Here is a 24033-nt window from a genome sequence, read left to right on the forward strand (position 1 = left end):
TTTCCCTATGGATTAAGTTTGTTTAACTGCAAGAAATCAGTCACTTCACTTTGTACTTGGTTTTCGGCGTTACTGAAAAGCATCTCTATCGATCTGCCCAGTGACCTTACACTATCATCTACAATGCCATTTACTGTCTGATCAAAAAGGGTGGCTGCGACATTACCAACAGGCGCCCCCGCTATACCGCCCACTGTCTCTTGAATGGCACTGGTGTAAATAGCCACTTCGTCTTTTACACGCTCGGTTCCCCCCGCCAAAATGAGCTCCCACACTTCAGGTTTGTTAATCTCTTGCTGTAATAGTACTAACGACTGCTTCGTTATCGTCCAGTGTTCTGTCATCGCATTGCGCTCTTGTTGCAACTCATCAATACCGGAATCCAATTTCTCAGTCACTACATTAAGTTGGCCTTTCAAAGGCTGTAGTAAATCTTCACTGCCATTAGTCTTTATTGACACCTGTTGTGCCTGGGCTTTCGCTGACTGCTTAAATTGGTGGGTTAACTCTGTCAATCGCTGCCAGATTTCACTTTCTTGTTTGTAACCCAGATGAATAATGTACTCACTAAGCACGCCGTAAGTGCGATATTGTTCGGCGAGTTTGCGGTAATTATCAAAGCCGATATCACTACACCCACTATTGGCTTTGTGACACTGATGGGCAGCAAGTTGCGCCCCCAATGCCTCTTCTTTATCGCGATAGGCATTTTGATTATTCACAATGTTCGGCCAAAACACCGCTTCGAGAGTCTGATCAAAGGCGGCGGTAATTTCATCGTAAACGCGCTGGTCATATCGACTAAGTACTTCACTGACCAACACATTTTGCGTTGACTGGTTGCGCTGACTTAACGCAGACAAACGTTCACGCTCTGACGCCTCCAGCGCGCTACTGATAGAAGTAATGTCAGATTTGGTTTGCTGCAGCGACGTACCATACGCTTCAATGGTTTCAATATGGCGTTTGTGCAAAAAATCGACTTCTTTATTAAGCGCCTCGTGAAGACGGGGAACAGTGTCTGTGGAACGACAGCCACACACTATTAGAAACATAATAAGCATTACGCTAATTTTCATTTGCGCGCCTCCATTTCCATCACTTCCGTTTTCACTATTTCATATTGAATATCAAACGCCGTTTGTTTCAGATCCTGATATGAACGGGGACGTTGTGTATTGAGAAACTGCGCCTGATAGGCCTGCCGACTTGCCAATATTTCAGCTGGCCCCTTTTCAATGGATTCACTGGCTTTACCCAGTAAATGATCGCCAAATCGACTGAATAGGTTAACGGTTTTCCGCGAATAAAAACCCAATACAAAGGCCAGTAGAGGTAGACTATACGTGCCAATTTGATATTCCCCCAAATCTAGCCACCCGACTGCAATTGCCGTGACCAGGATCCAAGCGATAATTGGGCCATACACTAACTTGGTATAAGCAACCCAACGCTCATTCTGTTTAAAATTATTGTTTCTTAAATACTCAGCAGAGTTAACCAGTAGGTTAGCCAGCACGCCGAATACCGCGAAGAATATGATTTCAGCTGAACTCCCTTCAGGACTTGACCAAAAAAAAGACTGGGCACGACTTGCTCGTAAAGCACTGGCATCAATATATTGCGCATATGATTGCTGCTTAAGTTGAGATAAATAGCCGGTTAAGCGGGTAAGCGCGGCATTCGACTCCTGATGTCCCTCTAGATTTTGCAGTTCTAAATATAAGGCTGACACTTTGCGCAAAGGCGCATCCCATGTAGGTTGATAGCACGAAGTTGTGGCGGTTGTGCAGCTATCATCCGTCCCCGCGTTTAAAGCCACTTCAATCAAATAGGTGGGATGCGCCTCGCCTGAAATTGTGAAGTTGACTAACTCGCTGTCTAAACTTTCCTTAAGCCGGTACGCATCAATGCGAAGGTTTTTCATTAACTGGCGGATAGTGACATTACGCTCATCTAATCGCTGCAGAATGGGGGTCGCTTTGGTTTTGCCTACATTCCAGGTCAATGTAGTGGCATCAAATAATAAAAACTCCCCCTGAGCAGTCAGGTAGTACGCGTCATTGACATTGTTTTTAGCAAACCGGCCTTCTGGATCGATAGCCAAATGCAGCAAGATGTACAGGATGATCCACGCTACAGTCGCAATAAGGAGAAAATGGACAAAGGTTTGTCCGGGTCGTTTGGTCGAAGTCGTGTTATGCATAAACCTACATCCCTGGCGAGCATTCAAATCAACTACAGGCTAACGGTTAACCTAGATACGCTTTTTCGTTATAAAAGTAAGGGGTTACACTTAACAGAATAGTTCACTTTTTAAACAATCACCAAATAATTCTAATTTGACGTTCAACTGTAGCCATTGACTATAAAAGCTCGGGAGGAAAATCACTGGGGCGTATAAACCATGCGATACGGGTTTTCTGTTCGTGCCAAGTGAGTTTCAGGCAATAGACGAGGCGCAAGGTTTGAGTGTTCTATTTAAGCAACACGTAAGGCTGTATGAGTGGCGCTTGGATGATCCTTTCAGGCATAAAAAAGCCGGTCATAAGACCGGCTTTCAATGTAGTAGAAGGGAGCCCTAACTACACATTAGCGCTCCAGGCACAAGGCTAATTACTTAGCTGCTTTACGTGCTTTTGCTTCTTCAATTACTTTATCAGCTACGTTCTGAGGACATGCTGAGTAGTGGCTGAATTCCATAGAGAACTGACCACGACCAGATGTAATAGTACGTAGGTGACCGATGTAACCAAACATTTCTGATAGTGGTACGTCAGCCTTGATGCGAACGCCAGTTGCGCCAGCTTCTTGGTCTTTGATCATACCACGACGACGGTTAAGGTCACCGATTACGTCACCCACGTTGTCTTCTGGGCTAAACACGTCCACTTTCATGATTGGCTCAAGAATTTGAGGACCTGCTTTTGGCATTGACTGACGGAATGCACCTTTCGCTGCGATTTCGAACGCGATTGCTGATGAGTCAACTGCGTGGAAACCACCGTCGAATAGTTCAACTTCAACGTCTAGTACTGGGTAGCCCGCTAGAGGACCTACTTCCATCATGCCCTTGAAGCCTTTTTCAATGGCAGGGAAGAATTCTTTAGGTACGTTACCACCAACAACGGTAGATACGAACTTAAAGCCAGAGTTAGTTTCTCCAGGACGGATGCGGTAATCAATCTTACCGAACTGACCAGAACCACCAGACTGCTTCTTGTGCGTGTAGCTGTCTTCAACGGCTTGCGTGATAGTTTCACGGTAAGCAACCTGAGGCTGACCTACTTCTAGCTCAACACCGTAAGTACGCTTCAAGATATCTACTTTGATATCTAGGTGAAGCTCACCCATACCTTTAAGGATGGTTTCGCCTGATTCTTCATCAGTTTCAACTTGGAAAGATGGATCTTCTGCTACTAGTTTACCAATAGCAAGAGACATCTTTTCGTTAGCGCCTTTATCTTTTGGCTTAACCGCAATTGAGATTACTGGCTCAGGGAAGATCATTGGCTCTAGTGTACAAGGGCTCTTCGGATCACATAGCGTGTGACCAGTTTGAACGTTCTTCATACCTACGATAGCAATGATGTCACCTGCCTGTGCAGATGATAATTCAGTACGGTCGTTCGCGTGCATTTCTACCATGCGGCCAACACGTTCAGTTTTACCAGTAGCAGAGTTAAGGATGGTGTCACCCTTGTTTAGCTTACCAGAGTATATACGTACGAAAGTCAAGGCACCGAAACGGTCATCCATGATTTTGAACGCTAGTGCACGGAACGGCTCGTCAACAGATACTGTTGCTACTTCACCAGTAGGCTCACCTGTTTCTTCGTCAGTTAGATCTTGTGGATCAACTTCTGTTGGAGAAGGTAGGAAGTCGATTACTGCGTCAAGAACTAGCTGAATACCTTTGTTTTTGAAAGCAGAACCACAGTAAGTTGGGAAGAAAGACATATCACGTGTACCTTTACGGATACAACGCTTGATGTCTTCTAAAGACGGCTCTTCGCCATCCATGTACGCCATCATTAGATCGTCGTCTTGCTCAACAGCAGTTTCGATCATTTGCTCGCGGTATTCTTGCGCTTTTTCAACCATATCCGCTGGGATATCTACAACTTCGTAGTTTTCAGGAAGACCTGAATCGTCCCAGATGTACGCTTTCATATCTAGAAGGTTAACAACACCTTTGAAGTCGTCTTCGATACCGATTGGAAGTGTCATTACTAGTGGGTTAGCAGCAAGTACTTTCTTAACCTGGCCAACAACACGGTAGAAATCTGCACCCATGCGGTCTAGTTTGTTTACGAAGATTACACGTGCAACTTCTGATTCGTTAGCGTAACGCCAGTTAGTTTCTGACTGAGGCTCAACACCACCAGAACCACAGAATACACCGATACCACCGTCTAGTACTTTAAGTGAACGGTAAACTTCAACTGTGAAGTCAACGTGTCCCGGAGTATCGATGATGTTCATGCGGTGATCTTTCCAGAAACAGGTCGTCGCTGCTGACTGAATGGTAATACCACGCTCAGCTTCCTGCTCCATGAAGTCAGTAGTTGATTCACCATCGTGAACCTCACCAGTTTTATGGATTTTACCAGTAAGCTTCAAGATACGCTCTGTTGTGGTAGTTTTACCCGCGTCTACGTGGGCGAAAATACCAATGTTTCTGTATAAAGATAAGTCTGACATTAGTTCACTTTCATTGGTTCAGAGTAAAAAAACGGCCGGATTATAAAGGATTTCTGTACCAGATTTACACCTTTTTTAGCATAAACCTTAAATTCGTTTGCTAAAATCCGCGCCACCATTAATTCTTTTCTTTTAGTATCAATAACTTATTAATTAATGACACTTTTTTGAAAAATAACAAAATCACACCTCATCTTTTGAAGTGCGAACAATTGTTACTGTAACTTCATCTCTGTCGTGGTAGAGATGCCTCACCTTCACCGCAAATGCATCTTCCAAGGCATTTAATCGGCTTCTTAGCAACGTCATGGCTTCAACTACAGTTTCATAACGTTGTTTCATAGGTAGCTTTAAATTGAATATCGCGTGCGTTGCCCAGTGTTTAACCAGCCAGTCGCCCATCAATTTAGCTACCCTATCGGGTTGCTCTATCATATCACATACCAGCAAATCAACGCGACCAAATTGTGGACGATAGGTAAAGCCATCTGCCGCATGATGCTCGACTAAGCCAGTTTGCATTAAACTATCGGCAACCAAACCGTTATCAATGGCTTCAACATACATGCCCCGTTTCACCAGCTGATATGTCCAACCACCGGGACACGCGCCTAAGTCTACCGCTCGTCCACCGCTGCGAAGCACTTTCGCCTGCTGCTTTTCACTGAGCATGTTCACTAAGGCATCTTCCAACTTAAGCGTAGAACGACTGGGCGCATCACTGGGAAATTTTAATCGACAAATACCCAAATGGTCGCGACTGGCAAACCCGGGTAATGTATAGCCAATATGGCAGATTTCAAATGACTCGAAGAATATATGCAGTTTCGGTTTACCACTATTTTCTTTCGCCGTCAGCCACCCTGCTTTGCGAAGCGCCTGCCGTAATGGCACGGTAAATTTGCGGCAAAACTTGGCAAGCGTCTTCCCCTCTTCCGTGTCTGGGTATTCAACGTCAACCGCCCCAAAGTGAGCGAAAGGTTTTTCAACCTCGTTGAGCGCATTTAACACCTGCCCTACTCGGTCTTCTTTTTCCACATCGTTAATGCTAGTAAACACGGCCACTAACTGGCGAGGGAAAATACTGTCGTGTACGTCGAAGGTAGAAATGGCTTTCTCAAGCTCATTGTCACTGTATAGGTGATAACTGACAAACCCGCTGTTTTTCTTTGATACTGGGTAGCCAAAAATACTTGCTTCGCCATAGCGGGTTGTTAGCTCATTGGCCGTATCATTTTCATAACCAGGCCGACAATAGGCTAGAACGCGGGCACTACTCATGAGAATTCCTCACGGTTTCGCCCCCACGTACAAACGCAACCACTAAGGCACTCCATCCAAAAATGAAAAACAGTCCACCTAATGGCGTGATGGGGCCAAACCACTTTACGCCAGTCAACGCTAACGCATATAGGCTACCGCTAAATAGTAAACAACCCACCACAAAACACATTGCACTGCGGGTTAACCATACACTGTTGGTATAGCGCAGTAGTGCGGGCAGCAGCAGTAACGCAAGGGCGTGATACATTTGATAACGCACACCTATTTCAAAGGTCGTTAAACTGGCTGGCGTCACTATGCCTTTTAACCCATGGGCGCCAAATGCCCCTAAAATAACGGCTAAACCGGCAAGCGCCGCACCGATGATAAGATAAAAGCGAGGAAACCCGTTAGTTTCCCTGTCGCGTTCTTGCATGACTAAAATTCCATAAACAATGATGTAAATACGTGTTGGTCAATTGAAGGGGTTATACCCTATTCACCGGTTTTTATTGGCTATGACGGTTAATAAAGGCAGCTACCAGCTCAGCAGCAAGCGCAATATGGTCATCGAGGGTGTAGCCACTGGCCTTACGCGGTTTAAAGCTGTGATCGCCATCGTTTAAAAACGCACACTCAATGGTATTACTAAGCGTATAACACTCCACCTCTGACTGCGTGCCAAAGGTGTCTCTTTCTCCCTGAATAATGAGCATAGGCTTATCAAGTTCAACCAAATGGGCGGTGCGTGTTTTCTCCGGCTTACCGGGAGGATGAAAGGGATAACCTAGGGCGATGGCGCCGAGTACCCTATTCGATCCATCTTGTTGATTGGCAAGCAGCATGCTGGCCATGCGTCCTCCCATTGATTTACCACCAATAAAGGTAGGTAGGTCATCTGCTGTCGCATTAGTTTGCGCAATGACACTGTCAAAATGAGAAAGCAATTTCTCTGCTTTATCTGGCGGTCTTCGTTTGCCCGTCTGTTTAATCGTCTGCATGTAGGGGAAGTTGAATAGCACAACTTCTACTTGCAAGGCTGTCAGGCGCTCAGCCATTTGCTGCATAAAATCATGTTCCTTTCCTGCACCTGCGCCATGGGCAAGTATTAATCTGGCTACAGGTTGGGTGGCGCGCTTAACTTCTATATCAAACATCGTCTTGCTCTGCTTCTACCAGCGCCAGGATCCAATCCCGAAACGCCGCAATTTTTCCCAGTTCAGCTTGTGACTCTTCACACACCAGATAAAAGGCATCTTTACTTTCAACCCGCTCTTCAAACGGCATCACAAGTCTTCCCGCTTCAATTTCTGGTCGCGCTAATACCGTATTGCCCAACGCAATGCCCTGCCCTAGCGCAGCGGCTTGCAGAACCAGCATTGAGTGGCTGAATACGGGACCATGGTTAACATTTACGCCTAGTACGCCTACGTGCTTTAACCAGTTCTTCCACGCAGTACGACTCATATCGTGCAGAAGGACGTGATGGCGAAGATCGGAAAGATCAGACAGCGGCTTGGGCCCCTGAAACAGCATCGGTGAACACAACGGCGTGAGAAACTCCCGGTGTAACTGATCGGCCTGCAAGCCAGCCCAGCGCCCCTTGCCATAATATATCGCGACATCAACGTCTTCTTCTAAAAAGCCTTCATCAAAATCAACCGCTTTAATTCTTACGTCAATATCAGGGTGAGCCAAACTGAATTTGTGAATACGGGGTACTAACCACTGACTGGCAAAGCTAGGTGGCATAGCCACAGTAATCGCCCCTTTACTCCCTTTAGCTAACAGGCGCTCAGTGGCTTCCTGCAGATTTTTAAAGATGTCTTTTAACTCTAAAAAGTAAGCTTGGCCCTCTTCAGTTAACAACAAGGTACGGTTGCGCCGTAAGAATAATTTCATGGATAAGAATTCTTCTAACGCTTTTATTTGGTGGCTCACCGCAGCCTGCGTCACAAAAAGTTCATCTGCAGCCTTGGTAAAGCTCAGGTGACGGGCCGCAGCCTCAAAGGCTTTCAGCGCATTTAACGGGGGTAAACGTCGGTGCATAAATACTATTCAATCCAATGTGACCACAGCATGACACATACATTAGATTTTCTAATGAAAACCCATACTTTTACTCGTTTTATTATTTACACACCACTGTTTATAATTTCCCCGAAATTAAAAAAGGCTTTTTAATTTCAGAACTTTACGATGAACAATTGTTAAACAATTTAACAATCAAAAACAATTTTTTAATTATTTTTATTAGGTGTGAAAATGAAAAAATTACTTTTAGCCAGCGTTTCTGTCATGGCATTTGTCAGTGCAGCTGCAAATGCTAACGCACAACCAGAAAAGATCAATCTTCAGTCGTTAATAAATACTGCCATGACCAGTGTCAAAATGGCAGATGTATTGCCAGAAAACGATGCACATATCGTGGTTAAGAAACAATCTAAAGCCATTTTGGCAGAAGCAACGCAAATTAAACTTCACGAAGACTTGCTCGCCATGAGCAAACGTGAAAACCGTGTGAGTGTCGCCGAAAGCGAATAAAACCCTCTCACACCTGATACGCATGCCGGTGCTCGCACCGGCATACGCCATCATCAATTACCTGACCTATTACGCTTCTTACGTATTGCTGGTATCCAACGCATCAAACCCTTTCACTAACTCATCTAACGCTTTCATCTGAGCCAGATAAGGCTCCAATTTGGCTAATGGCAGTGCACAAGGGCCATCGCACTTCGCTTCATCTGGATTAGGGTGAGCTTCTATAAACAAACCGGCCAGCCCCAGTGCCATACCGCTTCTTGCTAGCTGTGCAGCCTGAGCTCGACGACCATCTGCAGACGTAGCACGTCCACCAGGCATCTGTAAGGCGTGAGTGGCATCAAAAATAACTGGCGCATATTCTTTCATGGCATCCATACCCAGCATATCAACGACCAGGTTGTTATAGCCAAAGCAGCTACCACGTTCACATAAAATGACCTTATCGTTACCCGCTTCGCTCAATTTTCCAATAATGTGACGCATCTCATGAGGTGCCAAAAACTGAGGCTTTTTCACATTGATCACATTACCGGTTTTCGCCATGGCCACTACTAGGTCAGTCTGACGGGCTAAAAAGGCCGGCAATTGAATGACATCGACAACTTCGGCCACTGGTGCCGCTTGATAAGGCTCATGTACGTCAGTGATAAGCGGCACATTGAACGTCGATTTAATTTCTTCAAATATACGCAGGCCTTCTTCCATCCCTGGACCGCGATACGAGGTCACAGACGAGCGATTCGCTTTGTCAAAAGACGCTTTAAACACATAAGGGATATTGAGTTTTTGGGTGACTTCCACGTAGTGTTCCGCAATGCGCATGGCAAGATCGCGAGATTCTAAAACGTTCATTCCGCCAAATAATACAAATGGCAGATGGTTAGCAACTTCAACGTCGCCAACACGAATAATCTGTTGAGATTCAGACATCTTAATATCCAATAATTACTAAAAGAGAGGTTGTTTGGTTACCGCTACCATAGCCGTAGCCATCAGTACTACTAACGCTGCGATGAAGAAGCTCCAACGTCCCAGTGCAGTTTTGGCTTTTTTAAGCGCAAATAAACCAAATACGATATACAGCACTACACCGATAACTTTGAATGTTAACCACGCATTGACTAGCGGGTATTGTGAAAGGATAACACACAGCCAAATCGCGCTGGCAAGCAAAACGGTATCAATAATATGCGGTAGGATCTTTACCCATTTCTTAGACAGTACAGTAGCGTCAAACTGGGACCACACGAATCTGAATACGAAAAAAAGAATACTTAATCCCACTGCAGTTAAATGCAGGTGTTTTGCCATCATATACATATATTGTTTCCTGTTCGTCGTTTAGCCCAGAGCGACAACAATATCGCTATAGTGGCTTTTTTATTGTCATTATAAAAATACAGGTGCTGTAAAGCACCTGTTATTATGGAGGTTTTGAAACCCAGTGTCCCGTTAATTTTTAGCGTCTGGGTAGTGTGATTGTATGGTTAGAAAAGCTGGCAAATCATCTAGCAGCACTTTTACAAGTGCCGGGTCGAAATGTTTACCACTTTCTTCTTTTAATACGGCGGTCACTTTTTCAATGTCCCATGCAGGTTTATACGGACGCGCATTTAGCAGTGCGTCGAACACATCAACTAGCGTGGCAATTCGGCTTTCGATTTTTATGTCTTTTTTAGCCAGTCCGTCTGGATAGCCTTTTCCATCCCACCGTTCATGGTGCTGTTTGGCAAGTGTGGCTGCCAGCTGAATGGTTGGTCGACTGGAATTCTTGAGAATTTGATAACCAAACTCGGCATGCTTACGAATTTCAAACTTTTCATCTTCCGTTAACGGTGTGGTCTTCTGCAAGATAGACTTGGGTACTACCGAGGTACCAATATCGTGAAGTGGAATGGCCAATTTTAGTTCGTGAATAGTCTTTTCACTCAACCCCACTTTTTCCGCTAACAACATGGCCATTTCGGTCATACGCTTAATGTGGTTGGAAGTATCAGCGTCATATTCCAACGCCTTGCCAAGCCGTTCGATAATTTCACGCTGCGTGGCCTCCACGTCTACCGTTTTAAGCACATTATCAAAAGCCAGTTGCACGCTGTCTGAAAAACGCTTCACCAAATGCCTGTCGCTTTCGCCAATTCGCCGAGGTAACCCTGAAAGGTATAGCAAAGCGCCTTTATGGGAACGACTATTACAGTAGGCCACAACGTGATCTTCAGCATACACAATCTGCTTATCACGCATGGCCTTTTGACACATGGCGTATTCCTGGGCACTTATCGCATCTTTAAGAGGAATACCCTCTTTGTGTGCATATTCACCGTTGCCCGCAAATACATACAATTCGTCTTTACCCATCTTGTCGTTAAAGTTGTTAAGGGTACGAGAGGTAGTGGCCACGGCGGTTGTAATATAAGCTGCGTCTTTAGAGCACCCCAGAATAGATGCCAGCTGCTGAATAATTCCTTGCATGAACTTTTCTAACGAACGGGAAGAAAATAAATCCACCGATGCATCAATGATTTTCTCCAGCCCCCGTCTATTTTCTTCAATCACGATAATATCGCGATAAGAACGCAGTGCAGCTATGATGACGGTAAATAATTTTTGCGCAGTAAGTTCGGTTTTTGATTTATAGTCGTTAATATCGTAGTTAATAATAACGTCTTTTTCTGGTGCCTGACCGGGTTGCCCCGTTCTCAGAATGATTCGAGTGAAATGGTTGTCTAATTCGTTGCGAATATATTCAGCAACTTTTAAGCCTGCGTCATCGGTTTCCATGACAACATCAAGCAGTACCACTGCAATATCGCTGTGTTCTCTAAAGCACTGTTTAGCCTCTTCACCACTATAAGCACTGATAAACTCAAGTGATTTACCATTAAGGCAGAAATCATTTAGCGCAAGCTTGGTGACGGTGTGGACTTCGGGCTCGTCATCAACAATTAGTACTTTCCAGCTACCAAGGTCGTCTAGTTCATTTTCGTCGTCGTCATCAGCGAAAATAAAATCATCGTTCATTTGGTACGTCCTGTAATGTAAGAGGCTGTTATATTCAGACTTTTTATTAACCTCATATTAATGCAAAACAAAATATAAGCAAGTCAGACATCCAGCACCGTTACCCAGGTCTTAGCAGAGCACTCCCCACGTCACCCGATCGTTTCCACCGTAATCTTTAGCGGTAGAGACCTGTTCAAATCCCGCTTGTTGCAATAACGCTTGAACTGGGGCGGCCTGATCAAAGCCGTGCTCAAACGCCAGTAGACCGGCTTCTTTCAAATACTTTGGCGCCAATGCAATAATGTGTCTGATATCCTCTAGTCCATCTTCACCAGAGGTAAGCGCCGATGATGGCTCGAAACGTACATCCCCTTCTAACAAGTAAGGGCTGCTATCTTCTATGTAGGGCGGGTTGGAAACAATGGCATCAAAGCGTTGATTGTCGAGGGATGAAAACCAGTCACTTTGCAAAAAATGGGCATTAGTAATGTGATTGGCTTTTGCATTTTGCCCAGCCAGTTGCACTGCCTGTTCAAGAAAGTCTACACCGGTGACGCGGCTTGTGGGTAACTCACTAGCCAACGCCAATGCAATTGCGCCAGTGCCTGTACCTAAATCGCACAAGGTCAGTACGTCGTCATTTTTATTCACTTGAGCCTGCCGTTGCCTTGCCCAATTAAGTACGGTTTCTACCAACACTTCGGTATCAGGTCTTGGGATCAGCGTATGTACAGAAGTTTGCAGTGAGAGTGTCCAGAAATCTCGCTTACCTATAATATAAGCGACTGGCTCGCCGGTTTGTCGTCTGGCAATGGCCTGCTCAAATTGTGTTTTTGCGTCTTCCGACAGGGTCTTGTCGGGCCAAGTAAATAGGTAGGTTTGAGACGTATCAAGAACATGGGCCAACAGCACTTTGGCATCAACAGAGGGCGATTCGCCGCCCTCAAGTTGTTGTGTTGCCCACGCAAGGGCGGCATCAATTCGCATGCTTATTCGTCAGAAAGCGACGCTAACAAGTCTGCCTGATGCTCTTGTAAAATGGGGTCGATAAGCTGCTTAAGATCACCTTCAACCACTTCATCTAAGCGATAAATAGTGAGGTTAATACGGTGGTCAGTAACGCGACCTTGTGGGAAGTTATAGGTTCTGATGCGCTCAGAGCGATCACCACTTCCTACTAAGCTCTTACGAGTCGACGCTTCTTCGGCTGCACGCTTCTCTTCTTCAATTTGATTTAAACGCGCTTGTAACACTGACATCGCCTTAGCACGGTTTTTGTGCTGAGAGCGCTCGTCCTGACATTCCACCACTAAGCCCGATGGTAAGTGAGTGATACGAATCGCTGAATCGGTTTTGTTAACGTGCTGACCACCGGCGCCCGATGCTCTAAACGTGTCAATGCGAAGCTCTGCCGGGTTTATTTCAATGGCTTCTGACTCTGGCACTTCAGGCAGTACTGCTACGGTACAGGCCGAGGTATGAATACGACCTTGTGATTCCGTTTCCGGTACACGCTGAACGCGGTGACCACCAGATTCAAACTTCATCACACCGTATACGCCGTCGCCGCTTATATTAGCAATAACTTCTTTATAACCACCGTGTTCGCCTTCATTCGCGTTAACCAGCTCTACACGCCAGCCACGGCTTTCAGCGTAACGGCTGTACATGCGGAATAAGTCGCCAGCAAAAATGGCCGCTTCGTCACCACCTGCACCGGCGCGAATTTCTAAGAAGCAGTTATTGTCATCGTTGGGATCTTTAGGCAGCAACAATACCTGAAGCTCGCCTTCTAGGCGTTCAATATCAGCCTTGGCGTCTTTCATTTCTTCCTGTGCCATTTCACGCATTTCAGCGTCGTCTTCATTCAGCATTTCCATGGCCGACGCTAAGTTTTCCTGTGCTTGCTGATAGGCGTTAAACCCTGTTACTACATCTTCTAACTGGCTAAACTCTTTCGACAGGTTGCGAAATTTTTCCTGATCGCCGATAACTTCAGGATCACCCAACAGGGCCTGAACTTCTTCGAAACGCTCGACAAGATGCTCGAGCTTCCTAACTACCGACTCTTTCATATGCTTCTTATTACCTTATTTATTATCTTCTGACGTAAAGTCAGATAATGCTAGTGCCTGTCCCATCCAACGGCTTAAGGTGGGATCATCATGCATGGCCGCTTCGCGCAACGCCAACGTAGTAGGATGCAATAGCGCGTTAGTCAATTTATACGCCATTTCTTCTAACACCGCTTCTGCTGCTTTGCCTTCTGCCAGTTGGGCCTTGGCTTTTTCTACAATATCGTCACGCTGTGCCATGCCTTTTTGGCGATATTGTCTTACTAAATCGATGGATTGCTGCGACTGTTTCCAAATCATAAAGTCGCCAGCTTGCTTTTCTATCAGTTTTTCTGCTTCCAGCGCAGCTTGTTCCCGGTTTTCCAGATTTTTTTGCACAATGTGCTGCAAATCGTCCACGGTATAAAGGTAGGCATCACCTAACTCATTTACTTCTGATTCAATATCTCTGGGTACAGCCAAATCAACCAAAAAAATGGGGGTATTTTTGCGCTGTTTAAGTGCCTTTTCTACCATGCCCTTACCAATTAAAGGTAGCTGACTGGCGGTAGAACTGATCACAATATCAAAATCTTTCAAATGCTCTGGCACTTGTGACAGGGTATATACACTGGCACCTAGTACCTCAGCCAGCGCTTCTGCTCTGGCCACAGTCCGGTTAGCTACGGCTAGGCAGCTTACCCCCTGCTCTTTTAAATGTTGCGCCACTAATTCAATGGTTTCTCCGGCGCCTACTAATAACACCGAGCGTTTGGGTAATTCGGCAAATATGTGCTTGGCTAACTGTACGGCAGCATAGGCCACACTGACAGCATTCGCGCCGATATCCGTTTCCGTCCTAACCCGCTTAGCCACTGAAAAGGTGTGCTGAAAAAGTTTGTCAAACTCACTGTTGATCATGCCTGAATGCTTGGCATCACCATAAGCCTGCTTAACTTGCCCCAATATTTGCGGTTCGCCCAGTATCAGCGAATCCAATCCGCTGGCCACCCGCATTATGTGCTTTACGGCTTCATCTTGTGCCAGCATATAGCTATTATTTGCTATCTCTTGAACGTCTAGGTGATGAAAGTCACTTAACCATTGTAGTAACTTTTGGCCACTATCGTCTTGGGTATTCACATAAAGTTCAGTGCGATTACAGGTAGAGACAATCACTGACTCGTCCACGCCATCTAGCTTTTTCAGACTCGCAAGGGCTTCCACCAAAGAATCTGGTGTAAAGGCCACTTTTTCACGTAGTGCGACTGGGGCTGTTTTGTGGTTAATACCGAGGGCAAGTAAAGTCATTCAAATTTGTGCTGGCAACGTCGGAGCGGCATTGTACGAAAAAGCCAAAATGATTGAAAGTGTTGGTGAAACTGTGTTCCCATATTGTCTCAATAAAATGTGTTTTATTTTTAAACAGGTGCCGTGCCTTAATGATTCGATTATCTCTTGTTTTTTTCGCCATTTGTTTTGCATTAAGTGCGTGTACCACTGCCCCTAAAGGCCCAGAGAACGCGGTAAACCTTACCGCTCAGCTGGAAAAAGTAGCCGAGGTACAGCAGTGGCAAATGCGAGGAAAAATTGCCTTTCGCCAAGGAAAAGAGGCGGCCAGCCTTAACCTAGTCTGGAAAAACGATTCAGGTGATTTTGATTTTCGATTAACCAACTTTCTCGGCGTGAGCTTGGTGAACTTAGCGGTTTCTGACCAGCAGTCTATATTAGAAGCCGACGGTAAAACCTATGTTGATGCCCAGCCTGAGCCCCTCATCTATCAAATAACGGGTATGGTTATTCCAGTAGAGCCACTTTTATCCTGGGTTAAAGGATTGCCGATTGAAGGTGACAAATTTACCCTGACCGAAAAAGGGTTAGTGAAAACGCTGGAAAGCTATTGCAAGGCCTGTCGTAACTGGAAAGTGACATACGGAAACTATGGCAGCGTGACAATGAATAACCAAGATTCAGTGTGGCTCCCACACAGTATTACGCTTATTCAGGAATCAACATCGAATATGCCGCAAACTCAGCTTAAAATAAAAATTTATCAGTGGACACTGTAGTGAATTCATCTGTCAAATCACCCAAAGAGTGGTGGCCATCACCGGCGAAACTCAACCTTTTTTTACACATACTAGGCCGTTACGACAACGGCTATCATCAGCTCCAAAGCTTATTTCAAATGCTGGATTATGGCGACCAGCTTGCGTTTGAAATCACTCGCAACGAAGGCAGCTCAAACGAAAACAACGTGTCTATCCGCATGGATACCCCTTTAAAAGGCGTACCGGACGACGATAATCTAATTATTAAAGCGGCGCGATTACTTGCAAAAAAAACACAGTGTAATAAAGGTGCGGTAATTTCTTTGGATAAACGCTTGCCCATGGGAGGCGGTATTGGTGGTGGTTCATCTAATGCAGCCACTACATTGGTTGCGCTCAATTACTTGTGGGATACCGGTTTAAGTGAAGATGAATTGGCAGAGTTGGGGCTAGCACTCGGTGCAGATGTGCCTATATTCGTGCGAGGTGTAACGGCCTTTGCCGGTGGTGTGGGTGAAGATATTACGCCCGCCCCCCAACCAGAAAAATACTATTTGGTCGCAAATCCCAATGTACATGTAAGTACAGCAGAAGTATTCACCTCTCCAGATTTGCCCAGAAATACACCACCGATACGCTGGGATGACTATGAATACGAAAAAACCCGAAATGATTGTCAACAATTAGTCGCTAATCGCTATCCCGAAGTTGCAAAATTATTACAGTGGTTGGTACACTACGCACCGTCGCGAATGACGGGCACGGGTGCATGCGTGTTTGCCACTTTTTCTGACTACACTTTAGCCGAACAAGTTAGGGCCGAAATGCCTGCAACTTGGCAGAGTTTTGTCGCAAAAGGTGTAAATCGCTCACCACTATTAGACAAATTAGAACAACAAAAATAGTGTGTACGCCACATCGGACAAGAACTTAAAAATTGGGGTATAGCCAAGTTGGTAAGGCAGCGGGTTTTGATCCCGCCATTCGTAGGTTCGAGTCCTGCTACCCCAGCCAAACCTCTTTTATCAACGCACTGAGGAACCACTTGTGCCAGATATGAAGCTCTTTGCAGGTAATGCCGTACCAGAACTTGCCCAGAAAGTTGCCGATCGCCTCTACACCAAACTTGGAAATGCCAAAGTTGGCCGTTTCAGTGACGGTGAAATCAGCGTAGAAATTCATGAAAACGTCCGTGGCTCGGACGTTTTTATTATCCAATCTACGTGCGCACCGACTAACGATAACCTAATGGAACTAATTGTGATGATCGACGCTTTGCGCCGCGCATCAGCAGGTCGTATTACGGCAGTTATTCCCTATTTTGGTTATGCACGCCAAGACCGTCGTGTTCGCTCAGCCAGGGTGCCAATCACGGCTAAAGTAGTGGCTGACTTTCTGTCAAACGTGGGTGTTGACCGCGTTCTTACTATCGATCTCCACGCCGAGCAAATTCAAGGGTTCTTCGATGTGCCCGTAGATAATGCATTCGGTACGCCTATCCTTCTTGCTGACATGGTAAGACGTGATTTTGTTGATCCAGTAGTTGTTTCACCGGATATCGGTGGGGTTGTGCGCGCACGCGCTACTGCTAAATTACTTAACGATACTGAACTTGCTATTATCGACAAACGTCGTCCTAAAGCAAACGTAGCGCAGGTAATGAATATCATTGGTGACGTGAAAGACAGAGACTGTATTATTGTCGACGACATGATTGACACCGGCGGTACATTGGCAAAAGCAGCTGAAGCGCTTAAAGCCCATGGCGCACGTAAAGTATACGCGTATGCTACCCATGCTATATTCTCTGGCAATGCAGTTACAAATCTTAAAGAATCGGTTATCGATGAAATCATTGTCACCGACTCTATTCCATTAAGCGCTGAAATGAAGAAAATGGGTAAAGTTAAGCAACTTACCCTATCTGAAATGTTGGCTGAAACTATTCGACGCATTAGCAACGAAGAGTCTATTTCTGCCATGTTTGAGTATTAAGATGCGCTAAGCAGATATCAATACCGCAAAAGGCGAGCAATCATAGCTCGCCTTTTTTATACCTAATCTTAACCCACCTGACACTTCTCAAACGTAACAGAAAGGCTATACTCACCCTTACCCATGCGAAAAGCGATGTAACAACCCTATGTAACTATCGCGATTATAGCTGTAGTAAAATTTAAAGGATTATTGATGAAAACGAATACACATTATTTTGCTGCCGTATTGTCTTGCTGGCTTCTCTTGTCGGGATGTTCAGGTGATGGAGAAACCGCCAACAATACAGAAACCAAAGATCAATCTGCTCCAGTACAAGCCAAAGACACTACTCATCCGTTAGCGAAAGAATCAGAAAATGCACTAGGTGTAGTGGGCAAAGCCAAAGAGGTAAAGCATGTGAAATCGACTGGTACCATTATTTATAAAGAACTCGAAGGTGGCTTTTACGCGTTTGTTTCCAACGACGGTGAGCGCTATACGCTGCATGGGTTAAACGAAGCCTATCAGCAGAATGGGTTAATTGTAGAAATAGAAGGTATCGTCACGCCAGATATCATCACATTCACGCAATTTGGAACAGTGCTTCAAGTGAAGAATATCAAAGTACTTGATGCCAGCAGAATTATTGATAACGCCGAAACCCACTAAACCGTTTTGCCAACTCTCTTATAAAGGCGATTTTTACCGACTAACAATTGTATGTTGGTAAGGGTGGTGTTAGAATTCGCCGCCCTTGAAATTTGGGATGGTGTTTTATTGTGCTTTTACAGTGTAATAAACGCCAATTAACAGTGAGTTTTGGTCGCAAAAACTCACCAAATTAAGCCTTATATATTTTGGAGACAGACAATGTCTGAAGCAATTTTTAACCTAGACGCTTCTGTTCGTGCAGACCTAGGGAAAGGTGCGAGCCGCCGCCTACGTCGCGAAGATAAGCTTCCTGGTATCATTTACGGTGGTGAAGAAGCCCCCGTTTCTATCACACTAGAGCACAACAAAGTTATCCAAGCGGCTGACTTTGAAGCTTTCTACTCTCACGTTCTAACCTTGAACGTTGACGGTAAAGCGGTTGAAGTACTAGTAAAAGATATGCAACGTCACCCTTTCAAGCCAAAGATCACACACATTGACTTCCAACGTGTTATCGCTGGTCAAGAACTACACACTAACGTTCCTCTTCACTTCGTAAACGAAGAGCAATCTGCAGCAGTTAAAGCTGGCGGTATCGCTGAGCACCACGTAACTGATATCGAAGTTACTTGTCTGCCTAAAGATCTTCCTGAGTTCATCGAAGTAGATATGGCTAAAGTTGAAATGGGTCAAACACTACACTTGTCTGACCTAACTCTACCAGCTGGTGTATCTTCAGTTGAACTAGCTAAGAACGACGAAGCACACGACCTAGCGGTTGTAACTGTTAAGCCTGCTCCTAAAGCGGCTGCAGAAGAAGACGGCGAAGAAGAAGCTACTGAGGAATAATCCTCTTGGCTGATATTCGCCTTATCGTGGGTCTGGGTAATCCAGGCCCCGAATATGAAAATACCCGACACAATGCCGGTGAATGGTTTCTCAACCAACTAGCCGACACCTATAACGCCCCGCTCAAACCAGAAACCAAATTCTTCGGTAAAACAGCTCGCATTACCCTCGCGGGTAAAGACATACGTTTGCTCTACCCCACTACGTTTATGAACAAAAGTGGTCAAGCTGTCGCTGCGCTTGCTAACTTCTATCGAATTGAACCAGAACAAATATTAGTTGCGTTTGACGAACTTGATTTGCCGCCCGGTGTAGCGAAATACAAGATAGGTGGTAGTTCAAGTCAAAACGGCGTACGCGATATTGTGGCAAAATTGGGTAACAACAAAAACTTTTTGCGATTGCGTATAGGCATTGGCCATCCTGGACACAAAAGCCGGGTTACCGGTCATGTGCTAGGCAAACCATCAGCAGAAGAGAAAGCAGCTATAGAAAGTGCTATCGATGAAGCAGTACGCTGTACTGAAATTCTGCTAAAAGACGATCTAAAGCAAGCGCAAAACCGGTTACACTCTCATAAAGCGTAACCCTAACGCCAGTTATCACTTTTCCAGACAAGGATCCATACCATGGGTTTTAAATGCGGTATTGTTGGCCTACCCAACGTAGGTAAATCAACACTTTTTAATGCATTAACAAAAGCAGGTATTGAAGCGGCAAACTTCCCCTTCTGTACTATCGAGCCAAACACTGGTGTTGTACCTGTACCAGATCTTCGTTTGGACAAGCTAGCTGAAATTGTTAAACCTCAACGCGTTATTCCAACTACGATGGAATTCGTAGACATTGCAGGTTTAGTTGAAGGCGCGTCAAAAGGTGAAGGTCTGGGGAATAAATTCCTGGCAAACATCCGTGAGACAGACGCCATTGGTCACGTAGTTCGCTGCTTTGACGATGAAAATATTGTTCACGTAGCTGGTCGTGTTAGCCCGAAAGATGACATTGACGTAATCAATACCGAGCTTGCCCTTGCCGACCTTGAAACTACCGAAAAAGCCCTGCACCGCGTAGCAAAACGCGCCAAAGGTGGCGATGCTGACGCCAAGTACGAAATGAAAGTGCTTGAAAAGATTAAGCCACACTTAGATGAAGGCTTACTGCTTCGTTCACTTGAGCTGACAAAAGAAGAGTTGGCCGCAATCAGCTACATGAACATGCTTACGCTTAAGCCTACCATGTACATTGCTAACGTAAACGAAGACGGCTTTGAAAATAACCCGTACCTTGATCAGGTAAAAGAAATTGCCGCGGGTGAAAACGCAACGGTTGTCGCAGTTTGTGCAGCAATCGAGTCTGACATTGCTGAGCTTGAAGACGACGAACGCGAAGAATTTATGCAAGACATGGGATTAGAAGAGCCTGGTCTTAACCGCGTTATCCGTGCAGGCTACAGCTTACTTACACTACAAACTTACTTTACAGCTGGTGTAAAAGAAGTACGTGCATGGACGTTCCCTGAAGGTTCAACCGCACCACAAGCTGCCGGTAAAATTCATACCGACTTCGAAAAAGGCTTTATTCGTGCGGAAATCGTTGGCTATGATCATTTCGTAGAGTTTAACGGTGAACAAGGCGCGAAGGATGCGGGCAAGTGGCGTTTAGAAGGTAAAGACTATATTGTGAAAGACGGCGACGTTATTCACTTTAGGTTTAATGTGTAGTCAACTATCTGTATAACGATAAACCACCTTAATTAAAGGTGGTTTTTTTTGCCTTAAGCGAGCGAATACGTAATCTTTTAGGCTTGAGTGTTTTACACTCTCATCCATAAACGCACGATAAACCCACCAAGTCTCAATACACTGACACGGTGAATTATTTTCAGTTTAAACTTAGCAGTATTTCGCTCAGCACAACCCCTCGATCGATAGCCTACAGAAAAAAATTCAAAAAAAAGCGCCAATATAGGCGCTTTTCAATAATAAACTATTAGAGGCTTTTATTTTTTGCTTCTTCTAATTCCGCCTACAGCAATTAGCCCTAAGCCAAATAAGGCAATAAGTGAAGGCTCAGCCACTTCAGCTGATTGATATTCATAGACAATTGATACATCACCGCTAGCTTGTGTTGCAAATTGAGTAACAATATTTCCAGCACCATTTGCACTTGAACTACCCGCTGCGGTGAAACCTAAGGTTATCGTGCCTGGCCCTGTGAAAGCACTCAGTGTAGCAGCATCCGTGTATTCTTCAGTAACTCCTTGCGACGCGTTAAGGTTAGCAAAAGTAGCACCAGAAGTTCCACCAAAGTCAATTACCCCATCAAAAGCGGTTGCATTAAACTGCTGCGCAAAAAGCGGGATTGATATAACTAGTGGTGAATTTGTAAGGTCAAACAACGTAAGCGTAACAGCAAGCGATATATTTATAGTCGAAGCTGTTGCATCCAAGCTTTCAACATTGGCGGTCCCGAACACATCACCGTCAATGCTAAAACTTATTTTCGTTAAATCAAATTCAGGACCTAAATCAAATAAATCAAATACTAGGTTCGTGGCAAAGTTAGTAGATTGCTGTGTTATCGTCGCAGACTGATTAATTAATGCCGCATTTGCCATACTAGAGGAGGCGATTAGCATCAGACCACACAAAAATTTTTTAAACATTTTTTAACCCTCAAAAACTTTTACTTAAAATTGCCGCTGAATATTGAGTTAGCAACGAAATACTTTGTGTTACAGCTAAGCGTTATCATTTCCTACTTTAGTAGCACTTATAATGCCAACCTTAATTTACAATTATATTTCAATAAGTTATAAACAAACAACGAAATACTAATGCTCGTATTGTAAATATACCTGACATATGATCAACTAGTTAACAAAACTCTACAGGCCTCTCATTGTTTATTTTAACGCTTATATTTCATTTATAATTCGTTGCGGGTCTGAAGTCGTTGGTATAGCGGTAATAAACCCAAACTCACAACAATTTAATAGTAGTCTCAGTCGTTGGTAAAACGTCCGTTAGTCCGGGTTAGTGCTTAGTAAATTCATTAGATATAGCATTATCTGTACACCTATGTTGACATAAACAGTTGTTTACTATGTATTAATAACAAATACTTATCAGCTGGAACATAATGACTAAAGTTAAATCACCATCACTCGCCGCATTCTTTTTATTTTTGATAAGTTATACATCAACACTTTACGCTGAAGGAGCTAAAGCACTTGCTGCTAGTGGTTATTCCGAAAATTGGTACTCTGTATCACAAACACAAACCATCACTTTCAAAACATCCGACGGCGACGTCACCATCGCATTGCACCCTACCCTTGCCCCAAAACACGTCGCCCGATTTAAAGCGCTAATAAAGGCAGGGTTTTATGACAACCAGTATTTCTACCGTGTGGTTGAGGGGTTTGTTGCGCAGGCAGGCAGCAACGACAGTCACGACGTAAGCAAATTCGACCCTACATTATTATCTGCAATTCCGGCTGAATTTACTCAGCCACTGACCACAAATATAAAAGCTGTGGAAAGTACCGACATGTTTGCCCCCACCACAGGCTTTTTAGATGGCTTTGCCGTAGGTATGGACAACCAACGCAATGAAATGTGGGGGTTACATTGCCCAGGCACCGTAGCGTTTGCCCGAAATAGCGAAAAAGACACTGCCAGCACTGAATTTTATGTCGTAATTGGGCAAGCGCCGCGCCATTTAGACAGAAACATGTCAGTTGTAGGTCGCGTGGTGGAAGGTATGAACGTGTTGCAGCAACTTCCTCGCGGTAAAAATGAGAACGGCGGGGTTATCGAGCCCCTTACCGAGCACAGTAAAATACAACGCGCATTTATTCATAGCGCATCAGCCCTCCACTATTATATACAAACGCCGCGGCACCCAGAGTATCAAAAACGCATAAATACGGGTAAACACTTAGATAACCCCTTTTTTCATGACAACACCTACGGCCCCCGCCCCATTGATGTGTGTTATTACCAAACTAAAACCACCACAACGCCGTGGTAAAAAGTCACTGATATAACTACAATATTGATTAATTTCAGTGCTTATTGTGCGTAATTCACACTCAGGCGCACACTTAATGAGCATTTAGAAAAAGTTAGTAAAAAAGGGGTTGACGGGTGTAGGTCATATACGCATAATACGCGCCACTTCCTGAGAGGGAAGAGAAAAAGGAAGGCTACGTAGCTCAGTTGGTTAGAGCACATCACTCATAATGATGGGGTCGCAAGTTCGAATCTCGCCGTAGCCACCAATTCTCAATTATCTCTTTTAGGAAAGTCTAGCTACGCGGAAGTGGTGGAATTGGTAGACACGCTGGATTTAGGTTCCAGTGCTTCACGGCGTGAGAGTTCAAGTCTCTCCTTCCGCACCACAACTGGGGTATAGCCAAGTTGGTAAGGCAGCGGGTTTTGATCCCGCCATTCATAGGTTCGAGTCCTGTTACCCCAGCCATTCATTTTGAATGACTATTATAGCTAGCGTCTACGCGGAAGTGGTGGAATTGGTAGACACGCTGGATTTAGGTTCCAGTGCTTCACGGCGTGAGAGTTCAAGTCTCTCCTTCCGCACCAATTGGGGTATAGCCAAGTTGGTAAGGCAGCGGGTTTTGATCCCGCCATTCATAGGTTCGAGTCCTGTTACCCCAGCCAAATTCTTGAGAAGCCGCTCATTGAGCGGTTTTTTATTGAAAATGAAAGTATGGCTACGTAGCTCAGTTGGTTAGAGCACATCACTCATAATGATGGGGTCGCAAGTTCGAATCTCGCCGTAGCCACCAACTTTCAACTATTCCTTTATTGGAATGTCTACATACGCGGAAGTGGTGGAATTGGTAGACACGCTGGATTTAGGTTCCAGTGCTTCACGGCGTGAGAGTTCAAGTCTCTCCTTCCGCACCAAAA

Annotated in this window: 23 protein-coding genes and 8 tRNA genes; 17 read left to right on the forward strand and 14 right to left on the reverse strand. The window is 44.9% G+C overall.

Annotation, left to right across the window (positions count from 1 at the left end; genetic code table 11):
• Nucleotides 1–5: 5 nt before the first annotated feature.
• The 7 genes from ACMCM8_RS09540 to ACMCM8_RS09570 all read right to left on the reverse strand — a co-directional run bounded on the left by ACMCM8_RS09540 (nt 6) and on the right by ACMCM8_RS09570 (nt 8016).
• Nucleotides 6–1079 (reverse strand): hypothetical protein, encoded by a 1074-nt coding sequence (locus tag ACMCM8_RS09540; protein WP_412722418.1) that lies wholly within the window; start codon nt 1077–1079, stop codon nt 6–8.
• A complete protein-coding gene (locus ACMCM8_RS09545; protein ID WP_412722419.1) occupies nt 1076–2206 on the reverse strand; it encodes a hypothetical protein in 1131 nt (376 codons plus the stop codon). Before ACMCM8_RS09545 ends, ACMCM8_RS09540 begins: the two co-directional genes overlap by 4 nt.
• A 410-nt stretch (nt 2207–2616) precedes the next feature.
• The gene (gene fusA, locus ACMCM8_RS09550) at nt 2617–4704 is read right to left on the reverse strand and encodes an elongation factor G (protein WP_412722420.1); all 2088 of its coding nucleotides are present in this window, start codon (nt 4702–4704) and stop codon (nt 2617–2619) included.
• A 183-nt stretch (nt 4705–4887) separates the two neighbouring features.
• Nucleotides 4888–5985, reverse strand: coding sequence for a 23S rRNA (cytidine(2498)-2'-O)-methyltransferase RlmM (rlmM, locus tag ACMCM8_RS09555; protein ID WP_412722421.1), 1098 nt, complete (start codon nt 5983–5985; stop codon nt 4888–4890).
• Nucleotides 5978–6403: a DUF423 domain-containing protein gene (locus tag ACMCM8_RS09560; protein WP_412722422.1), complete on the reverse strand. Its 426-nt coding sequence runs from the start codon at nt 6401–6403 to the stop codon at nt 5978–5980. The genes rlmM and ACMCM8_RS09560 overlap by 8 nt, the downstream gene beginning before the upstream one ends.
• 73 nt (nt 6404–6476) lie before the next feature.
• Entirely contained in the window at nt 6477–7124 is a 648-nt protein-coding gene (locus tag ACMCM8_RS09565; protein WP_412722423.1) for an alpha/beta family hydrolase, read from the reverse strand.
• Entirely contained in the window at nt 7117–8016 is a 900-nt protein-coding gene (locus tag ACMCM8_RS09570; protein WP_412722424.1) for a transcriptional regulator GcvA, read from the reverse strand. The genes ACMCM8_RS09565 and ACMCM8_RS09570 overlap by 8 nt, the downstream gene beginning before the upstream one ends.
• Before the next feature lie 216 nt (nt 8017–8232).
• On the opposite strand from ACMCM8_RS09570, the gene ACMCM8_RS09575 reads away from it, so the two are divergent.
• A complete protein-coding gene (locus tag ACMCM8_RS09575) occupies nt 8233–8511 on the forward strand; it encodes a hypothetical protein (RefSeq protein ID WP_412722425.1) in 279 nt (92 codons plus the stop codon).
• 78 nt (nt 8512–8589) lie between these two features.
• Here the strand turns inward: ACMCM8_RS09575 and kdsA are convergent, their stop codons facing one another.
• From kdsA to hemA, 6 genes are all read right to left on the reverse strand, one after another.
• Nucleotides 8590–9444 (reverse strand): 3-deoxy-8-phosphooctulonate synthase, encoded by an 855-nt coding sequence (gene kdsA, locus ACMCM8_RS09580; RefSeq protein ID WP_412722426.1) that lies wholly within the window; start codon nt 9442–9444, stop codon nt 8590–8592.
• Between the two features lie 18 nt (nt 9445–9462).
• Nucleotides 9463–9834, reverse strand: coding sequence for a SirB2 family protein (locus ACMCM8_RS09585; RefSeq protein ID WP_412722427.1), 372 nt, complete (start codon nt 9832–9834; stop codon nt 9463–9465).
• Between the two features lie 132 nt (nt 9835–9966).
• Nucleotides 9967–11535 (reverse strand): DUF3369 domain-containing protein, encoded by a 1569-nt coding sequence (locus tag ACMCM8_RS09590; RefSeq protein ID WP_412722428.1) that lies wholly within the window; start codon nt 11533–11535, stop codon nt 9967–9969.
• Between the two features lie 111 nt (nt 11536–11646).
• The gene (gene prmC, locus ACMCM8_RS09595) at nt 11647–12504 is read right to left on the reverse strand and encodes a peptide chain release factor N(5)-glutamine methyltransferase (RefSeq protein ID WP_412722429.1); all 858 of its coding nucleotides are present in this window, start codon (nt 12502–12504) and stop codon (nt 11647–11649) included.
• Nucleotides 12505–12506: 2 nt separating this feature from the next.
• On the reverse strand, nt 12507–13592 hold the full coding sequence (gene prfA, locus ACMCM8_RS09600) for a peptide chain release factor 1 (RefSeq protein ID WP_412722430.1): 1086 nt from the start codon (nt 13590–13592) through the stop codon (nt 12507–12509).
• 15 nt (nt 13593–13607) lie between these two features.
• A complete protein-coding gene (gene hemA, locus ACMCM8_RS09605) occupies nt 13608–14882 on the reverse strand; it encodes a glutamyl-tRNA reductase (RefSeq protein ID WP_412722431.1) in 1275 nt (424 codons plus the stop codon).
• A gap of 131 nt (nt 14883–15013) precedes the next feature.
• Here hemA and lolB point away from each other — a divergent pair, with 131 nt between their 5' ends.
• From lolB to ychF, 8 genes are all read left to right on the forward strand, one after another.
• On the forward strand, nt 15014–15640 hold the full coding sequence (gene lolB, locus ACMCM8_RS09610; RefSeq protein ID WP_412722432.1) for a lipoprotein insertase outer membrane protein LolB: 627 nt from the start codon (nt 15014–15016) through the stop codon (nt 15638–15640).
• Nucleotides 15640–16527 carry a 4-(cytidine 5'-diphospho)-2-C-methyl-D-erythritol kinase gene (gene ispE / locus ACMCM8_RS09615; RefSeq protein ID WP_412722433.1) on the forward strand — a complete coding sequence of 296 codons (888 nt, stop codon included), beginning with the start codon at nt 15640–15642 and terminating at the stop codon, nt 16525–16527. Before lolB ends, ispE begins: the two co-directional genes overlap by 1 nt.
• 33 nt (nt 16528–16560) lie before the next feature.
• A tRNA-Gln gene (locus ACMCM8_RS09620) sits at nt 16561–16636 on the forward strand.
• Between the two features lie 33 nt (nt 16637–16669).
• On the forward strand, nt 16670–17617 hold the full coding sequence (locus ACMCM8_RS09625; RefSeq protein ID WP_412722434.1) for a ribose-phosphate pyrophosphokinase: 948 nt from the start codon (nt 16670–16672) through the stop codon (nt 17615–17617).
• 195 nt (nt 17618–17812) lie between these two features.
• Nucleotides 17813–18268, forward strand: coding sequence for a ribose-phosphate pyrophosphokinase (locus tag ACMCM8_RS09630; RefSeq protein ID WP_412722435.1), 456 nt, complete (start codon nt 17813–17815; stop codon nt 18266–18268).
• A gap of 201 nt (nt 18269–18469) precedes the next feature.
• Nucleotides 18470–19099: a 50S ribosomal protein L25/general stress protein Ctc gene (locus ACMCM8_RS09635; protein WP_412722436.1), complete on the forward strand. Its 630-nt coding sequence runs from the start codon at nt 18470–18472 to the stop codon at nt 19097–19099.
• A 5-nt stretch (nt 19100–19104) separates the two neighbouring features.
• Nucleotides 19105–19686, forward strand: coding sequence for an aminoacyl-tRNA hydrolase (pth, locus tag ACMCM8_RS09640; RefSeq protein WP_412722437.1), 582 nt, complete (start codon nt 19105–19107; stop codon nt 19684–19686).
• A gap of 42 nt (nt 19687–19728) precedes the next feature.
• The gene (gene ychF, locus ACMCM8_RS09645; RefSeq protein WP_014976148.1) at nt 19729–20820 is read left to right on the forward strand and encodes a redox-regulated ATPase YchF; all 1092 of its coding nucleotides are present in this window, start codon (nt 19729–19731) and stop codon (nt 20818–20820) included.
• Between the two features lie 278 nt (nt 20821–21098).
• Here ychF and ACMCM8_RS09650 read toward each other — a convergent pair whose 3' ends face one another.
• Nucleotides 21099–21764, reverse strand: a complete 666-nt coding sequence (locus tag ACMCM8_RS09650; protein ID WP_412722438.1) for a PEP-CTERM sorting domain-containing protein — start codon at nt 21762–21764, stop codon at nt 21099–21101.
• A 476-nt stretch (nt 21765–22240) separates the two neighbouring features.
• Between ACMCM8_RS09650 and ACMCM8_RS09655 the strand changes: the two genes are divergently transcribed.
• The 8 genes from ACMCM8_RS09655 to ACMCM8_RS09690 all read left to right on the forward strand — a co-directional run bounded on the left by ACMCM8_RS09655 (nt 22241) and on the right by ACMCM8_RS09690 (nt 24030).
• Nucleotides 22241–23134: a peptidylprolyl isomerase gene (locus ACMCM8_RS09655; RefSeq protein ID WP_412722439.1), complete on the forward strand. Its 894-nt coding sequence runs from the start codon at nt 22241–22243 to the stop codon at nt 23132–23134.
• A 173-nt stretch (nt 23135–23307) separates the two neighbouring features.
• Nucleotides 23308–23384, forward strand: a tRNA-Met gene (locus tag ACMCM8_RS09660).
• A 35-nt stretch (nt 23385–23419) separates the two neighbouring features.
• Nucleotides 23420–23504: transfer RNA gene (locus ACMCM8_RS09665), tRNA-Leu, on the forward strand.
• 4 nt (nt 23505–23508) lie between these two features.
• Nucleotides 23509–23584, forward strand: a tRNA-Gln gene (locus tag ACMCM8_RS09670).
• Nucleotides 23585–23618: 34 nt separating this feature from the next.
• Nucleotides 23619–23703: transfer RNA gene (locus ACMCM8_RS09675), tRNA-Leu, on the forward strand.
• Nucleotides 23704–23705: 2 nt separating this feature from the next.
• A tRNA-Gln gene (locus ACMCM8_RS09680) sits at nt 23706–23781 on the forward strand.
• Between the two features lie 51 nt (nt 23782–23832).
• Nucleotides 23833–23909 (forward strand) — tRNA-Met (locus ACMCM8_RS09685).
• A gap of 36 nt (nt 23910–23945) precedes the next feature.
• Nucleotides 23946–24030, forward strand: a tRNA-Leu gene (locus ACMCM8_RS09690).
• Nucleotides 24031–24033: the final 3 nt, after the last annotated feature.

Origin of the sequence: Alteromonas sp. D210916BOD_24 (assembly GCF_047159385.1) — a bacterium.
GTDB lineage: Bacteria > Pseudomonadota > Gammaproteobacteria > Enterobacterales > Alteromonadaceae > Alteromonas.

Coding starts and splice junctions, on each gene's coding strand:
- ACMCM8_RS09540 (WP_412722418.1), bottom strand. CDS start 1,079: ATGAAAATTAGCGTAATGCTTATTATGTTTCTAATAGTGTGTGGCTGT.
- ACMCM8_RS09545 (WP_412722419.1), bottom strand. CDS start 2,206: ATGCATAACACGACTTCGACCAAACGACCCGGACAAACCTTTGTCCAT.
- fusA (WP_412722420.1), bottom strand. CDS start 4,704: ATGTCAGACTTATCTTTATACAGAAACATTGGTATTTTCGCCCACGTA.
- rlmM (WP_412722421.1), bottom strand. CDS start 5,985: ATGAGTAGTGCCCGCGTTCTAGCCTATTGTCGGCCTGGTTATGAAAAT.
- ACMCM8_RS09560 (WP_412722422.1), bottom strand. CDS start 6,403: ATGCAAGAACGCGACAGGGAAACTAACGGGTTTCCTCGCTTTTATCTT.
- ACMCM8_RS09565 (WP_412722423.1), bottom strand. CDS start 7,124: ATGTTTGATATAGAAGTTAAGCGCGCCACCCAACCTGTAGCCAGATTA.
- ACMCM8_RS09570 (WP_412722424.1), bottom strand. CDS start 8,016: ATGCACCGACGTTTACCCCCGTTAAATGCGCTGAAAGCCTTTGAGGCT.
- ACMCM8_RS09575 (WP_412722425.1), top strand. CDS start 8,233: ATGAAAAAATTACTTTTAGCCAGCGTTTCTGTCATGGCATTTGTCAGT.
- kdsA (WP_412722426.1), bottom strand. CDS start 9,444: ATGTCTGAATCTCAACAGATTATTCGTGTTGGCGACGTTGAAGTTGCT.
- ACMCM8_RS09585 (WP_412722427.1), bottom strand. CDS start 9,834: ATGTATATGATGGCAAAACACCTGCATTTAACTGCAGTGGGATTAAGT.
- ACMCM8_RS09590 (WP_412722428.1), bottom strand. CDS start 11,535: ATGAACGATGATTTTATTTTCGCTGATGACGACGACGAAAATGAACTA.
- prmC (WP_412722429.1), bottom strand. CDS start 12,504: ATGCGAATTGATGCCGCCCTTGCGTGGGCAACACAACAACTTGAGGGC.
- prfA (WP_412722430.1), bottom strand. CDS start 13,592: ATGAAAGAGTCGGTAGTTAGGAAGCTCGAGCATCTTGTCGAGCGTTTC.
- hemA (WP_412722431.1), bottom strand. CDS start 14,882: ATGACTTTACTTGCCCTCGGTATTAACCACAAAACAGCCCCAGTCGCA.
- lolB (WP_412722432.1), top strand. CDS start 15,014: ATGATTCGATTATCTCTTGTTTTTTTCGCCATTTGTTTTGCATTAAGT.
- ACMCM8_RS09630 (WP_412722435.1), top strand. CDS start 17,813: ATGAAAACGAATACACATTATTTTGCTGCCGTATTGTCTTGCTGGCTT.
- ACMCM8_RS09635 (WP_412722436.1), top strand. CDS start 18,470: ATGTCTGAAGCAATTTTTAACCTAGACGCTTCTGTTCGTGCAGACCTA.
- ychF (WP_014976148.1), top strand. CDS start 19,729: ATGGGTTTTAAATGCGGTATTGTTGGCCTACCCAACGTAGGTAAATCA.
- ACMCM8_RS09650 (WP_412722438.1), bottom strand. CDS start 21,764: ATGTTTAAAAAATTTTTGTGTGGTCTGATGCTAATCGCCTCCTCTAGT.
- ACMCM8_RS09655 (WP_412722439.1), top strand. CDS start 22,241: ATGACTAAAGTTAAATCACCATCACTCGCCGCATTCTTTTTATTTTTG.